Annotated in this window: 15 protein-coding genes; 4 read left to right on the top strand and 11 right to left on the bottom strand. The window is 31.8% G+C overall.

Going from position 1 to position 15,928, the window contains the following annotated elements:
• Positions 1 to 90 precede the first annotated feature (90 nt).
• Genes KO504_RS14890 through KO504_RS14875 form a run of 4 tightly spaced genes read left to right on the top strand, consistent with a single transcriptional unit; the run spans position 91 to position 4,675 of the window.
• A complete protein-coding gene (locus KO504_RS14890) occupies positions 91 to 567 on the top strand; it encodes a GNAT family N-acetyltransferase (protein WP_252723707.1) in 477 nt (158 codons plus the stop codon).
• Positions 567 to 1,817, top strand: a complete 1,251-nt coding sequence (locus tag KO504_RS14885) for an aspartate kinase (protein ID WP_215928124.1) — start codon at positions 567 to 569, stop codon at positions 1,815 to 1,817. The genes KO504_RS14890 and KO504_RS14885 overlap by 1 nt, the downstream gene beginning before the upstream one ends.
• 19 nt (positions 1,818 to 1,836) lie before the next feature.
• A complete protein-coding gene (locus tag KO504_RS14880) occupies positions 1,837 to 3,666 on the top strand; it encodes a GNAT family N-acyltransferase (RefSeq protein ID WP_215928122.1) in 1,830 nt (609 codons plus the stop codon).
• A complete protein-coding gene (locus tag KO504_RS14875; protein ID WP_215928120.1) occupies positions 3,656 to 4,675 on the top strand; it encodes a carboxypeptidase-like regulatory domain-containing protein in 1,020 nt (339 codons plus the stop codon). Before KO504_RS14880 ends, KO504_RS14875 begins: the two co-directional genes overlap by 11 nt.
• A gap of 45 nt (positions 4,676 to 4,720) precedes the next feature.
• Here the strand turns inward: KO504_RS14875 and KO504_RS14870 are convergent, their stop codons facing one another.
• From KO504_RS14870 to KO504_RS14820, 11 genes are all read right to left on the bottom strand, one after another.
• Entirely contained in the window at positions 4,721 to 5,200 is a 480-nt protein-coding gene (locus KO504_RS14870; protein ID WP_215928119.1) for a YtxH domain-containing protein, read from the bottom strand.
• 73 nt (positions 5,201 to 5,273) lie between these two features.
• Complete coding sequence (locus tag KO504_RS14865; protein WP_215928117.1) at positions 5,274 to 5,660, bottom strand: VOC family protein; 387 nt, start codon at positions 5,658 to 5,660, stop codon at positions 5,274 to 5,276.
• A 54-nt stretch (positions 5,661 to 5,714) separates the two neighbouring features.
• Entirely contained in the window at positions 5,715 to 6,170 is a 456-nt protein-coding gene (locus KO504_RS14860; RefSeq protein ID WP_215928115.1) for a DUF1801 domain-containing protein, read from the bottom strand.
• Positions 6,171 to 6,199: 29 nt separating this feature from the next.
• Positions 6,200 to 7,138, bottom strand: coding sequence for a 2-hydroxyacid dehydrogenase (locus KO504_RS14855; protein WP_215928113.1), 939 nt, complete (start codon positions 7,136 to 7,138; stop codon positions 6,200 to 6,202).
• A gap of 49 nt (positions 7,139 to 7,187) precedes the next feature.
• Positions 7,188 to 8,561, bottom strand: a complete 1,374-nt coding sequence (gene mgtE / locus KO504_RS14850; protein WP_215928111.1) for a magnesium transporter — start codon at positions 8,559 to 8,561, stop codon at positions 7,188 to 7,190.
• Between the two features lie 89 nt (positions 8,562 to 8,650).
• Positions 8,651 to 9,439, bottom strand: coding sequence for a 16S rRNA (adenine(1518)-N(6)/adenine(1519)-N(6))-dimethyltransferase RsmA (rsmA, locus tag KO504_RS14845; protein WP_215928109.1), 789 nt, complete (start codon positions 9,437 to 9,439; stop codon positions 8,651 to 8,653).
• 81 nt (positions 9,440 to 9,520) lie between these two features.
• Positions 9,521 to 9,841 carry a DUF4286 family protein gene (locus KO504_RS14840; RefSeq protein WP_215928107.1) on the bottom strand — a complete coding sequence of 107 codons (321 nt, stop codon included), beginning with the start codon at positions 9,839 to 9,841 and terminating at the stop codon, positions 9,521 to 9,523.
• Positions 9,842 to 10,028: 187 nt separating this feature from the next.
• Positions 10,029 to 11,813, bottom strand: a complete 1,785-nt coding sequence (locus tag KO504_RS14835) for a tetratricopeptide repeat protein (RefSeq protein WP_215928105.1) — start codon at positions 11,811 to 11,813, stop codon at positions 10,029 to 10,031.
• Between the two features lie 408 nt (positions 11,814 to 12,221).
• On the bottom strand, positions 12,222 to 13,493 hold the full coding sequence (serS, locus tag KO504_RS14830; protein WP_215928103.1) for a serine--tRNA ligase: 1,272 nt from the start codon (positions 13,491 to 13,493) through the stop codon (positions 12,222 to 12,224).
• A gap of 172 nt (positions 13,494 to 13,665) precedes the next feature.
• Complete coding sequence (locus KO504_RS14825; protein ID WP_215928102.1) at positions 13,666 to 14,973, bottom strand: HTTM domain-containing protein; 1,308 nt, start codon at positions 14,971 to 14,973, stop codon at positions 13,666 to 13,668.
• Positions 14,966 to 15,898, bottom strand: coding sequence for a bifunctional riboflavin kinase/FAD synthetase (locus KO504_RS14820; RefSeq protein ID WP_215928100.1), 933 nt, complete (start codon positions 15,896 to 15,898; stop codon positions 14,966 to 14,968). The genes KO504_RS14825 and KO504_RS14820 overlap by 8 nt, the downstream gene beginning before the upstream one ends.
• Between the last annotated feature and the right edge of the window lie 30 nt (positions 15,899 to 15,928).

The raw sequence follows: 15,928 nt of genomic DNA, 5'->3' as shown, positions 1-15,928 counted from the left end.
TTTTTAACAAACTATAACGTTTTCGTGTTGTAAATTAATTGTTATGTCAACAGAGTTGGTTTATATTTGAGTTTTCATTTAAGACATATAATGACCCAGATAAGATTAGCCGTAAAGGAAGATATGCCAAGAGTCTTAGAACTCATTCAAGAATTAGCGACCTTTGAAAAAGAACCAGAAGCTGTAGAAGTTAGTGTTTCTGACTTAGAAAAAGATGGTTTTGGTACTCAGCCAAAATTTACTTGTTTTGTTTTAGAAGTAGACCATATTATAGAAGGAATTGCTTTAGTTTACCCTAGATATTCTACATGGAAAGGTGAAGTTTTGCATTTAGAAGACCTTATTATTAGCGAAAAAAGTAGAGGTAAAGGATTAGGCTCTCAACTTTTAGATACTGTAGTAAAGTATGGAAAAGATTTAGGTGTAAAACGAATTTGTTGGGACGTTTTAGATTGGAATGAGCCTGCCATTAAATTCTATGAAAGTAAAGGAGCAAATGTAATGCGAGATTGGGATGTGGTGCATTTGGACGAAAATGGAATTACTAATTATTTAAACCAACTATAATGCGCGTTTATAAATTTGGAGGAGCATCGGTAAAAGATGCAAACGGTGTAAAAAATTTAGCACAAGTATTGCAAACTACAGGTTATAATAACACTTTAGTTGTAATCTCTGCAATGGGCAAGACAACCAATAGAATGGAATTGGTTATCAAAAATTATTTTGAAAATAAAGCTGAACTGCAAAGTGCAATACATGAGGTTGTTAAATGTCATAACGACATTATGGTCGATTTGTTTGAAAATGAAAATCACCAAGTGTTTTCAGATATAAAAGCACTTTTTGACGAATTAAATACATTTTTTAAAAGTAATAAATCACCAGATTACAATTATGTTTATGATCAAACTATTGGTTTTGGTGAATTAATTTCAACGACAATTATTAGCCATTACCTCAATGATATTGGTTTAAAGAATAATTGGGTAGATGTAAGAGAGTTTATTAAAACAGATAATTATTACAGGCATTCTAACGTAAATTGGGAAAAAACCCAAGCTAATATTTTATCTCATTTAGATGTAAATATTTTAAATATTACGCAAGGATTTTTAGGGAGTGATTCTAATAACTTTACAACAACTTTAGGTAGAGAAGGAAGTGATTATACAGCCGCAATTTTTGCTTATTGTTTAAATGCAAATAGTGTAACAATTTGGAAAGATGTACCAGGTGTATTAAATGCAGATCCACGCTACTTTGAAAATGCACAATTATTGCATCAAATTTCATACAGAGAAGCTATTGAATTAGCATTTTATGGAGCCTCTGTAATTCATCCAAAAACGCTTCAACCTTTACAACGAAAAGAAATCCCTTTGTATGTAAAATCTTTTTTAAACCCAGAGGGAAGTGGTACATGTGTTAGTAAAGGAGAAGCTCTAGTTCCTGAGATTCCGTGTTTTATTGTGAAAAAAAATCAGACTTTAATTTCTTTATCGTCTTTAGATTTTTCATATATTATGGAAGAGAATATTAGTGAGATTTTTAGTTTATTACATTTGTATAAAATGAAAGTTGATGTCATTCAGAATTCAGCAATTAGTTTTTCTGTTTGTATAGATAATTTATACGATAATTTAGAAAAATTGCTTCAGCATTTAAAAGCAAAATTCAATGTAACATGTCACGAAAATGTAAGTCTATATACCATTAGGCATTATAATGATGCTGCTATAAAAGAGCTTGAAAAAGATAAAGAGGTATTATTGAAGCAATTAACGCAAGGAACAGTACAAATTGTAACTAAATAAACTTTACTACATTTGTTTTATGGGGAAATCGTCTGATACTGGTTTAGTAACCGCTAAGGAAGTCGCTAAAGCAATCCATGCTGATAAGTATGGATTCTTAGGTACTTTTTTGGGATGGGTATTAATGAAAGTGCTTAATATTTCTACTCTAAATAAAATCTATAACCGAAATAAACACCTTAGTAATGTAGAATTTCTTGATGCTATCTTGGATGAATTTCAGATTAAGTTTGAAATACCTGAAGAAGATATGAAGCGTCTGCCTAAAGAAGGGCCTTACATTACAATTTCTAATCACCCATTAGGAGGTATTGATGGTATTTTACTGTTAAAATTAATGATAGAACAGCGAAGCGATTTTAAAATTATTGCTAATTTTTTATTGCATCGTATAGAGCCTCTAAAGCCATATATAATGCCTGTAAATCCTTTTGAAGGCAGAAAAGATGCGGCAAGCAGTATTGCCGGTTTTAAAAATGCAATTTTACATTTAAAAGAAGGGCACCCGTTAGGGGTTTTTCCAGCAGGAGAGGTTTCTACATATAGAGATGGAAAGTTAGTGGTTGATAAGGAGTGGGAAGCTGCGGCTATGAAATTAATTCAGAAAGCAGAAGTGCCTGTAGTTCCTATTTATTTTCATGCTAAAAATAGCCGTTTGTTTTATAGGCTTTCTAAATTAAGTGACACACTTAGAACAGCAAAATTACCTTCGGAGTTGTTAACTCAAAAACGCCGTGTTATTAAGGTTAGAGTTGGAAAAGCAATTTCTGTAAAAGATCAAAAAGAGCATCCTAGTCTTCCCGAATTTTCAGAGTTTTTAAGGCGAAAAACGTATATGTTATCTAAAACGTTTGAAGATAAACCTAAGATTTTAGATAATATTCAATCACAATTAAAGGTGGCCAAAATACCCAAACGTATTGTGACTCCTATTGCACCAAAAGTGATGATTGCTGAGGTAGATAAGCTTAGAGTAAGTGATTGTAGGCTTTTAGAAAGCAAAAATTACGAAGTGTTTTTAGCCTCTCCTAAAGATATTCCTAATATTTTAAGAGAAATAGGAAGGCTTAGAGAAATTACATTTAGAGAAGTAGGAGAAGGGACTAATGAAGCTATTGATTTAGATACATTTGATGCTTACTACCATCAAATGTTTTTATGGGATAACGAGAAAAATGTCATTGCAGGAGCTTATAGAATGGGCTTAGGATCTAAAATTTTTGAACGTTTTGGAATCGATGGGTTTTACTTGCAAGACTTATTTCGTTTTGAGCCCGAATTACATAAAATGATGAGCCAATCCATAGAAATGGGTCGTGCTTTTATCATTAAAGAATACCAACAAAAACCAATGCCTTTATTTTTGCTTTGGAAAGGAATTGTACACACCACGTTACGTTATCCAGAACATAAATATTTAATAGGAGGAGTAAGTATAAGTAATCAGTTTTCTAACTTTTCTAAAAGTTTGATGATTGAATTTATGAAGTCTCATTATTACGATCCTTATGTGGCGCAATATGTGCATCCTAAAAAAGAATTTAAAGTAAAACTTCAAGATGCAGATAAGGATTTTGTTTTTGATGCAACAGAAGCCGATTTAAATAAGTTTGATAAGATTATAGACGAAGTAGAGCCAGGAGCTTTACGATTACCCGTTTTACTTAAAAAATATATCAAACAGAATGCTAAGCTCGTTGCATTTAACGTCGATCCTTTATTTAATAATGCGGTTGACGGCTTAATGTATATAAAAATTGCAGACCTACCAGAAAGTACTGTTAGACCAGTAATGGAAGAGTTCCAAGCTGAGTTAGAACGTAAATTCATGGATAATCATGATAAGTAAAACTTATCTAATTATTTTTCTTTTACCTTTATTTTGTGTGTCGCAAACGTTTACAGGGCGTGTTGTAGATAAAATAACACAACAACCTATTGAAACTGCTGCTGTATATTTTGATAATACCACAATAGGTACAACGACAGATAGCAATGGAGTGTTTTCAATAGTTTATACAGACGTTGTACAATCTACTTTAGTTATTTCTTATTTAGGCTATGAAAAAGTTTTTATTTCCGATTATAGAAGTCAAAACAATATTACTATAGAGCTCGTTGAAGCAGATAACGCTTTAAGTGAAGTGCTTATTGAATATGATGATGGTTTAACTAGACGACAAAAATTACGTCTTTTTAGAAAGGAATTTTTAGGAACATCTGAGTTTGGTAAGTCTTGTAAAATAGTAAATGAAGATGACTTAGTCTTAAAGTATGATAAAAGTAATAAAGCTTTATACGTAAGCTCAAATGCTGTGCTTAAGATTAAAAACAAGGCATTGCAATATGAAATCTCTTATGATCTTGCAGATTTTGAAGTCAACTTTAAATATGTAAATCTAGAAACCAAAACATTTACTACACATTCTGTGGTCTATTTTGGGACTTCATTTTATAAAGATTTAAATAAATCTGAAAAATCTAAAACAATAAAACACCGAGACCATGCTTTTAAGGGATCTGTACAACACTTCATGCGAGCACTTTTTCATGGGTCTTTAGATGAGGATGGTTATATGTTTGCCCAAAAGCGTTTTACGGTTAATCCTTATGATTTTTTTACTATTTATGATACAGATGCGTTTGGTTATAAAACGGTTATGTTAAAAGAGAAATTGGATATTTATTATAAAATTGATCAAGGCTCAGTGATACAGACATCTGTTCCTAAATTCAATGTAGACAAGTATGGCAATTATTCTCCAATTGTTGGAGTCTATTTTAGTGGAGTTATGGGCAACCAACGTGTTGGCGATACTCTGCCTTTGGATTATAGATTTAATAAAAGTGAAAACTAATGCTAAAAAGAAAACCCAGAATTAACATTCTGGGTTTTAATATTTTTAAAGGCCTTTAAACCATTCTTGAAATTGTTTACCAAATAAAAATGTTGGTTTCATTTCACCACCTAAAGCGGCAATTACACTCATAATCCATGCTACAAGTAAGACAAGCCACATGATTAAATTTATAATTGGAATCCATGATGTAACTATAGCAATTATAACTAAGCCTAACATCTGTCTTATGTAGAAAGAACCAAATTCGGTTTTATTACTACTATTCATTACAATAGCTATTATCCAGCCAATAAAGGTCATATGAGCAATAATGCCAACATTTTTACCATCACTGAATACTTGTTTAGCATCATCAGCAAATTCACTAGCTGCTTCTTTGGCATCACGACCAAACTCTTTAGCATCTTCTGAGAATTCGCTAGCTTTTTGACTTATTTTATCTCCTGCTTTTTTTGCTCCTTCTTTAGCATCACCTATCATATCATCTAGGTCATCACTTAAATTTTTATTATCATCTGACATTTTTAATCGTTTTAGAGGTTAGTATTTGGTATAAAAGTTAAAACGTTAAATTTAGTAAAAAAACAAATATGAATTACTGAAAAGCAGCATCAATAGGTTCCCATAATTCAATCTTATTGCCTTCATTATCTAAAATCCATGCAAATTTCCCGTAATCATAAGTCTCCATATCACCAACAATAGTTACTCCTTCAGTTTTTAGAACCTTTAAAAGCGCTTCTAAATTTTCAACTCTATAGTTAAACATAAAGTCTTTTTTTGACGGTTCAAAATATTTAGTGTCTTCTGCAAACGGACTCCATTGTGTTGAGCAGTCTTTTCCTTCTTTGTCTTTCCACCAAAAAGTAGAACCATAATCGTCTGTATTAAAACCAAGATGTTTTTTATACCAATCTTTTGCTGCTTTTGGATCTTTGGTTTTAAAGAATAGTCCGCCAATTCCCGTAACTCTTTTTTTCATTTTATCCTGAATTTATTTCAGAATTTCAGCTATTGAAATCCTGTATTTTATATGTTATTTTTTTATCGTATTTTCATAAATGCTAATCCATTCTTCAACAGACATTTTGCCTAATAGTTCTTCTATTAAATTATAAGGAATATCATCTATTTTTTTAAAACGCACGCAGCTTTTCCCCATATCTAATTTGTATTTGCAATGTTTAGGATATTCTGCTACAAACCAATCGTATAATTCCTTTTTGGCATACATACCGGAATGGTAAAGTGCAATAAAGTTTTTTTGTGAAGCCAAATTTATAAAAGACAAAGGCGGAAAAGGCTTACAATGGTAACCATCAGGATAAATAGATTTTGGTACATAATAACCTAACATACCATAACTTATACCCGCTTCTAGTCCCTCAGGCATGTGTTTCTTTATGAGTTCATTTAGTTTGGTAATTGGTGCTTTCCGATCTTTGGGAAGTTGTGTAATATATTCTTCGGGAGTAGTTGCTGTTGATGTCATTTGATTTTAGATTTAACACTGTTATAAATTTAGTAAAATTTTGCTTTAATTTTATCTACAATGGTTTGTGCTAGTTTTATATTGCTTTCAACAGTCCAACCTGCCACATGAGGAGAGAGAAGAACATTTTCTGATTCTATTAAATATTGAAAGGCCTCTGGGATGGTGTTTGAAGAAAATAAATTTTCAAAAGATGATTTTTCGTATTCTAAAACATCTAATCCTGCACCTAATAGTTGTCCAGATTTTAAAGCTGATACTATATCTTCTGTGACTACACTTTTTCCGCGTGCTGTGTTTATTAGCCAAAAGGGTTTTTTAAATCCATTTATAAATTCTGAATTAACCATGTTTAACGTTAATGCAGTTTGTGGTGTATGAAGGCTTAATACGTCTACTTTGGCTTTTAACTCTTCTAAAATAACTTGTTTAGCATTGGCATCTCCAACACCTGTTTTTATATCATGGCATAATACTTCTACATCAAAGCCTTTTAATTTTTTTGCAAAGGCTTTACCCATATTTCCATAGCCAATGAGTCCAACAGTTTTTCCGTCTAATTCTAACCCACGGTTTTCTTCTCGTAACCATTGGCCTTGTCTAACTTCTCTGTCTGCTTTATTTAATTTATTAAATAGGGATAATAACATTCCTAAAGCATGTTCGCCAACAGCATTTCTATTGCCTTCTGGGGCAGAAATGAGATGAATGCCTTTTTTTTTGGCATAATCACAATCTATGTTTTCTAATCCTGCTCCAACACGTCCTATAAATTTTAGGTTTGTTGCGGCATCTAAAAAAGCCTTATCAATACTAAAGCGACTGCGAATAATCATGCCATCATATTCGGAAATTTTGGCTTCAATTTCAGATTTTGAGGCTTTGTAATCTTCGTGATTGGTAAATCCTAACGCGTTAAGTTGTTTTATAAGTAAAGGGTGATTAGAGTCTAGGTGTAGTACTTTCATAGTCATACTAGTTTAAGCAGATTTTTAATATTTAGATGTTTTTAGGGGCTTAAATTCCTAAAATCAATTTCGCTATTAAGAAGTAAATTAATATACCAAAAACATCATTACTTGTGGTAATAAATGGGCCTGTTGCAACAGCCGGATCAATACCTCTTTTGTCTAAAAAAATAGGAATAAATGTGCCAATAATAGCAGCCATAATAATTACAGCAATTAACGCAATACTTATGGTTATAGATACTATATATGGAGTTCCAAATATAAAATGTGTGATAAGAATGGCAACAAGTGAAATTGCGACACCATTGACCAAACCTAGTAAAAATTCTTTAAATAATCGTTTTAAGATTTTACCATCTATAGTACCATTGGCTATACCTTGAACTACAATAGCCGAAGATTGCACACCAACATTACCCGCAGTAGCTTGAATTAACGGCACAAAACTAAGCAATACAATAAAATTGCCCATATTGTCATTAAACTGTTCAATAATACTAGCAGCTCCAAGTCCGCCAAACATACCAATAAACAACCAAGGTAGTCGTGCTTTTGTTAATTTAAAAATGCTGTCATCTGCTTCAACATCTTGCGAAATACCAGCCGCTAATTGGTAATCTTTATCTGCTTCTTCTCTTATAACATCAATAATATCATCAATAGTAATTCTACCTACTAAAGTTTGATTGTCATTAACAACAGGAATGGCTTCTAAATCATATTTTGCCATTACTTTGGCAACATCTTCTACATCGTCATTAACATGAACCCAGTCCACATTATCTTTAGCTATATCTGCTATTTTTTGGTCGCTTTTAGAAATGATTAAATCTTTTAAAGATAATCTGCCAATAAGTTTGTCTTGCTTATCTACTACGTAAACTGAGTGTACTCTTGTAACGTCTTTGGCTTGTCCTCTAATACGACGTAGGCAACCTGCAACAGTCCAAGTTTCGTAAACTTTTACTAATTCTTTCGCCATGAGTCCACCTGCAGTGTCTTCATCGTAGGCCAAAAGTTCTTGGATTTCCTCTCTGTGTTCGTCATCTTCTATTTGGGAGATAACTTCTGCTTGCCTTTCTTCAGGAAGCTCGGCAATCATATCTGCCGCATCATCGGTATCTAGTTCTTCAACCTCTTCAGCAATTTCTTTGGTAGAAAGATTTTTAAGTACTTTTTCTCTAATGTCCTCATCGAGTTCCATTAGGATTTCTGAAGTGGTTTCAGAATCTAGAAGTTTTATGACATAAACCGCGTCTTCTAAATCTAATTCATCTAGAATTTCGGCAATATCTGCATGGTGATACTCATTTAATAAAGCTTTTAAATCTTTGTCATTTTGATCTTCGACAAGGATTTCTACCTTTTCAATAAGTTCATCTGTAAGCTGAAATTGTATGTTTTCTTGGATGTCTTCCACTTAATGCTTTCCTTGATTGCGAGGATAAAAGGCGTAACAATCTTTTTTTAATAGAGAGATAGATTGCTTCGCAATACTCGCAATTACAATTAATTTATATCATTTTCAATAAGTGAAGTCAGTTCAATAAACTGAGAAACACTTAATTGCTCTGGTCGCTGCCCAAATATAGTATTTGCTTTTAAATTATCCGACAGATTGAATGTTTTTAAACTGTTGCGTAATGTTTTTCTGCGTTGTTGAAAACCTGTTTTTACAACTCTAAAAAATAGTTTTTCGTCACAAGGTAACGTGTAATTTTCTTTTCGTTTTAATAATAATACTCCAGAATCTACCTTTGGTGGAGGATTAAAAACGGTTGGAGGAACTGTAAATAAATAGTCTGCATTGTAAAACGCTTGGGTTAACACTGATAAAATACCATAAACTTTTGAACCTTCTTTAGAGCAAATACGTAGTGCAACTTCTTTTTGAAACATACCTGAAAACTCAGGGATTTGATGTCTTAATTCTAAGGTCTTAAAGAGTATTTGAGAGGATATGTTGTATGGGAAGTTACCAATAATAGCAAAAGGTTTGTCTTTAAAAACAAGGTTTAAATCGTATTTTAAAAAATCTTTTTCAATAATTCTATCGGCAAGGTTTAAGTAATTGTTTTTTAGGTAGTCTACAGACTCTGTGTCAATTTCAATAACATGTGTAGTGGTATCTTTTTTTAAAAGGTACTTCGTTAATACACCCATTCCTGGACCAATTTCTAAGACATCTTTATAACCTTCAAGAGATAAACTATTTGCAATGTCTTGTGCTATAGATTCATCTTCTAAGAAGTGTTGCCCTAGATGTTTTTTTGCTTTTACTTGGTGTTGATTTGCCACAAATACACGGATGTTTTTAATTAGTCGTTACGCAAAGATACATAGAGCTAGATAGAGATAAGCAGAATTACTTTAGAAACCTTAATTTATAGTTACCGAATATTCATCTACAACTTCTAATTCTGTTCTAAAAGATAGAACTTTTTCACCAAAACGTTGTAATCCATCTTGTTTTAAGCGTTCTGCATGTTCGGCATAATAAGAATTTAACGCTTCTCTAGAATGCGCTCTGTATTGTACCGAGTAGGTATCTGTTTCGGTATCTTCTACTAAAACTTTAGTGAGTTTGGCTTCTTTAAATAGTCCTGTAGCCAGTACTTGTGGAATGTGTTCTTTTATCCACTCAAGCCATTCTTGATGGATGCTTTTATCTATGTTAAGGGTAACGTTATAAATAATCATATTTGGGTCATAAGAATTTGATGCAAAAGTATGAATTTTGAAGTAAACGGTTTTGCGGTTTTACAAAGTTGAAAAAGGTGCTAATGTAAATGTGTTATAACTTTAGCATAAATATCTATAAAAAGAAAAGAGGTCAACTTGAGGCTATTGGATATAATTGGTAATATGCAAACTAAAGTCTGAACGATTAATTAATACTATCGCCACGTAACATTCTAAACTTGCGTCGTGCTTCTATAAAGTAAATACTGTCTTGGTATTCAAATATTATTTTTTCGTACAGTTGTTTGGCTTCTTCTGGGTTTGCTAATGGTGTATTATAGAGTTCTGCTAAATGGTAATGTGCATCATCAGCCAAAATACCGTCTCTATAATCCTTTATTATTTCTAAGTAATTAGCTTCGGCTTTACTGTATTGTTTTTTCTTTTCGAAGAGTTTTGCTTGTTGGTAAAGTGTTTGATCAATAATACTTTCACCTTTGTGTTCTTCTAAAATTTTATCTAAAAGCGATATCGCCTCGTCTGTTTTATTCTGAAAAGCATACAAGTCTGCTTTAGCATATAATTTTAATGAAGTTTGTAAACTGTCTTCAAATTTGTTATCTGAAATTAAGAGTTTTAAATCTAGAGCATCATTTGCAATTAATTGAGATGTTGACGATTTTAAGATTTTGAGCTGTGATTCTGCCCAATCAAAATCTCCTTTGTAATAACTTGTTTTGGCCACCTTGAAGCGTGCCTCTTGCGCAATAGTGCTGTTTTTTAATTCGGTCTGAATCTGAGAATAAAAAATTAAGGCTTCATTAAACTTTTCTTGGAGCACTAAAATATCGGCCAATAACAATTTAATTTTAGCTTTTCTATAATAAGAAATGTTTAGTTCTAAGCTTTCTTTTAAGAAATTAGTAGCAGTTTTTGTGTCTTTAAGGTTAAAGGCTAAGAATTTTCCATAGGCTAACTGTAGCGGAATAGTTAACTGAGACTTGCCAAACTCAAGAAACAGATTCTTATAAGTTTCATCAATAAGTTTTAAGGTTTTTTCGTCTGCAGTTTTAGTATCTATTTCTAAAATATATTGATGAGCAATTAAAGCAGTAGCTCTGTCTTGTGTGGTTTCTAATATGTAATTAAAAATTGATTTTGCAGTGTCATCATCATTATCTTTTCTAGCGGTTTCTGCCAATTCAATTATACGGTCTAAACTTTCTGGATTACGTTTGTAAAGTGCTTTTTCTTGAATAAAGGATTTGTTATAGGCTTTTTCTTGAATATATAACCAACTCAACATATCATACCAATAAGGTTTTGGTTCTTGTTGTATTTTTTTTAAAAGTAGTCGTCTTAAAAAAACATTGTTCTCATTGTCTTTATTTTCTGAAATAAAATCAGTGATGGCACGTTTTATATTGTTGAGGTTGTTAGGTTTAAAATTTACGTAATCTATATAATTAGCAAACATTTGTTCTATGTTGCCTTGATCACCATAAATACGAGCCAATTGAATTGTGTAATTTCTATCTGGTGTTAAAATTTTTCCTTTCTCGTAAACTTTAATCGCTTGGTCTAAGAGTGAATAATCTTCAAATTTTTGTGCGATACTATAAATGTAGTTGGGTTTTTCATCTACAAAAGCAATAGCTTCATCATATAGTTTATTTGCTCTATTTAAACTGTCTATAAGTTGAAAATTGTAACCTAAAGCAACAAGCATAGCGGGATTTTGTCTTTTTGCTAGCCGTTGTACTATAATGTTTTCAGCGTCTTTATATTGCTCTAATTGCTGATGAATATCAATTAGTTTATAAATGTAGTTAGAGTTATATGGCTTTTCTTTAGCTAGGTTCTCGTAAATGATAAGTGCTTTTTTAAACTCTCCTTTCTTGTAATAACTTTCTGCTTGAGCTTCGTTGTTTTGAGCAAAGCCAGAATGCCATCCTAAAATAAAAAGTAAAATGAAAAATCGCTGTAGCATGTAACTGTTTTTGTTAAGATAACTCCAAATATAACAAATGCTAAACCTAGATATTGTAAAAGTTAGTTAAAAACATTTCACAAAAAAAATGCCTAAACTTTAGTTTAGGCATTTACCAGCAAAATAAATGTGCTATTAACCATTATTTTTGTAAATATGATTCAATTATTCTGTCTTGGTTCTGTTTTATTATTTCTAAATGAAAATAGTTAAAACAAAACTTTGCTTACCATAACAATTAATGAAACAAGTAATACAATTCGTTTTAAGTTTTTCATAATTAGGTTATTCTGATTTGGAAGCACTAACTTCTGAAAAATATTCAAATAAAACGAAGAAATGCCTTAATAATCGATGAAATACATATTTGTTTAACAATTCACATAAAATATGAATTAATTTATGGCGTTAAGATATTATGTCAAATCCAGTGTAAGGCACTAAAACTTCTGGGATTTTAATACCATTTTCGGTTTGGCAGTTTTCTAAAATACCAGCCAAAATTCTAGGTAATGCTAAAGAGCTTCCGTTAAGTGTGTGGCATAATTCATTTTTACCATCGCTATTTTTAAAACGTAATTTTAAACGATTGGCTTGAAACGTTTCAAAATTAGAAACAGAAGACACTTCTAACCAACGGTCTTGTGCTGTTGAAAATACTTCAAAATCATAAGTTAGAGCAGAGGTAAATCCTAAATCTCCACCGCATAATCTTAGTATTCTGTATGGTAATTTTAAGTCTTGTAAAATTCCTTTTACATGATTTACCATGCTATCTAAAGCTTTGTAAGAATTATCAGGATGTTCAACTCTTAGAATTTCAACTTTATCAAATTGGTGTAAGCGATTTAGTCCTCTAACATGAGCACCATAACTTCCTGCTTCACGTCTAAAACAAGGTGTGTAACCTGTAATACTAATAGGTAAATCACTTTCGTTTAAAAGTGTGTCTCTAAAAATATTTGTTGCAGGTACTTCTGCAGTTGGAATTAAATATAAATTATCTAAAGTAACATGATACATCTGTCCTTCTTTATCTGGTAATTGTCCAGTTCCAAAGCCAGACGCTTCATTGACTAAATGTGGTACTTGGTATTCTGTATAACCAGCCTCAGTGTTTTTGTCTAAGAAATATGCAATAAGTGCACGTTGTAATCTAGCACCTTTACCAATGTAAACAGGAAAACCAGCACCTGTGATTTTGTTTCCTAATTCAAAATCAATGATGTTGTATTTTTTTGCTAATTCCCAATGTGGTAAAGCGCCGTCATGTAATTTTGGAATATCACCTTCTCTAAATGTTTCTTCATTGTCTTCGTCTGTATTTCCAGCAGGAACAATAGGATTTGGGACATTAGGAATCTTATACAATAACTCTGCAAGGGCATTAGCTTTGTCGTTTAGCTCTTGTTCAAAGTTTTTAGTAGATTCTTTTAATTGCGTGGTCTTCTCTTTTAAAAGATTTGCTTTTTGAGTTTCTCCAGATTTGAACAAATTACCAATTTCTTTAGATAATGCGTTTGATTCTGCTTTTGTATTATCTAATGAGGTCTGAAGTGCTTTACGGTCTTCATCTAAAGCAATAGCTTCATTAATCATTTCGGTAGCATCAATATTTCGTTTTGCTAAACGTGCTATGATGTCTTCTTTATTCTCTTTAATAAAAGCAACTTGTAACATATCTTTTAATTTAGGTTTTTACCAATTGAGCTCAGTAAAAACAGGAAACAAAAGTAAAAATAAAATAAGCAGAAAAAAATATAAAGTGGTCAATTTTGACTGAGGATTTGGGTCTTGGTCGAGTTTCTGTTTTTTAGACACGAATTTCAACCTTTTCATTCTCAACTAAATCCTATTCTGAAGGTAATATCCAATCGTGATGCTTAAAATGGTGCCATTCTTCGTTTGCAATATCAACTTTAGGGTCTATGAGTTGTTTTGAGGGTTTACCGTTTACGCTTACATAAGATGTTACAAACACTTTAACAGGGATTCCTTGTTTAGCAAAATCTTGTTTAAGGTGCTGTGCAAATTGCCAAATAACATCGGGTTTACTACTTGCACCTCGTTGCTGCTTTTTGGTCAGATAATCATCTAGCTTTATAGGAATAGCTTTATTCGTATTGGCGTTAATTACAGAATAGGTTGTTCTACCACTTTTTGCTCTGAGCATCATTCTCCAAGAGAGGCGATGACCTTCTTCGGTCCATAACACATCGTCTTTAAAGAAATGATGTCTAAGAGGTAAAGCCATTTGAACCATAAAGTAAATTGAGAAAAACGAAACTAATATGGGTTTATATTTTGGAACAATGATAGCATTAGCGTCATAAAAGGGCTTTTTCTTTAGGAAGATATTTTTTATGGTTTTTGGATCAAAAAAGAACAAGCTAAAGGCTAACGACATGTATGGGAAAATACCAATCTGAAAGACAATAGAGTTAAATAAATGAAAGAAAATAGATGCAAAAAATGCATATTTTCGAGTAGGCTTAAAGAGTAGCAGAGGAATAATTAAACCATCAAATAGAATGCCTCCATAGGCCAGAATATAATGTACGGTGTTTTGCTGTAAAAGTTCACCAATAATAGGGTAATTGGCTTTATTTCTCATTAGGATTTCAATAACAGAAGCATCTAGCCAATCTGGATAGAGTTTTGCTGCAGAAGCATAAGAATAAAGGATAAATAGTTGCAGGACAAAAATCCATTTACACCAACTAGGCATTGAAATACTTTTGAGCGATGGTTTTAATTTTACATCTAATGAAGCATAACGATTTGCGGGTAAAAACACCATTAAAAAACTCAATAAAACAAGTAGGTAATAATGATTATTGTATGATGATTTTTGCATGAGGTAAGTGGCTGTCCACATTAAAGCAAACATTACCATGCTAAATCGGTATTTGAAGCCTAGCATTATAAAGAGCCCAAAAACACCCATGACGAGGTAATAAATGTACATCCAATTGCCAGGTAATGGTTGTAACCACTCAAAACCAATAAATGAAAATGTAAATTCAGGTTCTATTAAGGTGCGTTGTATCCAACCTGTAAAAATAGCTCCAACTGCTTCTAAAAAACATAGTAATCCAAAAATGACTCTAAAAATAATGAGTCCTGAATTATCAATATGTTTAAATAAAAACTTATTCATTTAATGTTTTTATATAATCGGAAGCGTCTATCATATCTTTTTTAAGTTGAATTTTTAAAGCCTCAAGATTTTCAAACTTTTCTTCACTTCTTAGACGTTTTAGGAATTCAATTTTTAGCTTAGCATTGTAGATGTTCTCTTTAAAGTTGAAAAAATGAACCTCAATAGAGCGTGTTTTGCCTTCAACTGTTGGATTAGAGCCAATATTCATCATTCCAAAAATAGTGTTACCTTCAAATTTAGATTGTACGATATAAACACCATCTCGAGGAATTAATTTGTAAGCCTCTTTAATATGAATATTCGCAGTAGGAAAATTAATAGTTCTTCCTAAGCCTTTTCCTTTAATTACAGTTCCGGTAATAAAATAATTGTAACCCAAAAAAGAATTTGCTAATGCAACTTCTCCGTTGTTTAATGCTTTTCTAATTTTAGTAGAACTTACGGTTACATCTTTGATATCTTGTGCAGAAATTTCTTCGACTTTAAAACTGTAGAGTTGGGCAAATTCTTTTAAGTCTTTAATATTTGCATTTCGGTTTTTTCCAAAGTGATGGTCATAACCAATAACAATTTGTTTGGTGTTGAGTTCGTCTACCAAAATCTGTTTTACATAGTTTTTAGCAGAAAGGTTAGCAAATTCTTTAGTGAATTTTTTGACAATAACCTCTTTTATTCCATGTGCTTTTAATAAATCTATTCGTTCATCAATAGTGTTTAGTAATTTTATGGAAACATCTTTTTGAAGCACCATTCTAGGGTGTGGAAATAAGGTTAATACCACAGGAATATGACCACTATCTTGAGCAAGTTTTACAACTTGTTTTAGTATTTTTTGATGTCCAATGTGTACACCGTCAAAGGTGCCAATGGTTGTTACTTTTGCTAAAATTGAAGTCAAGCGTTGTCTTTTATAAGTGTTCATTTTTAACAAATATTTGTAAAAAAAAACCTT

Origin of the sequence: Winogradskyella psychrotolerans, from assembly GCF_018860565.1 — a bacterium.
Classification (GTDB): Bacteria; Bacteroidota; Bacteroidia; order Flavobacteriales; family Flavobacteriaceae; genus Winogradskyella; species Winogradskyella damuponensis.
The sequence above is the reverse complement of the archived record's forward strand: the minus strand, read 5'-3'. Positions and strand labels throughout refer to the sequence as shown.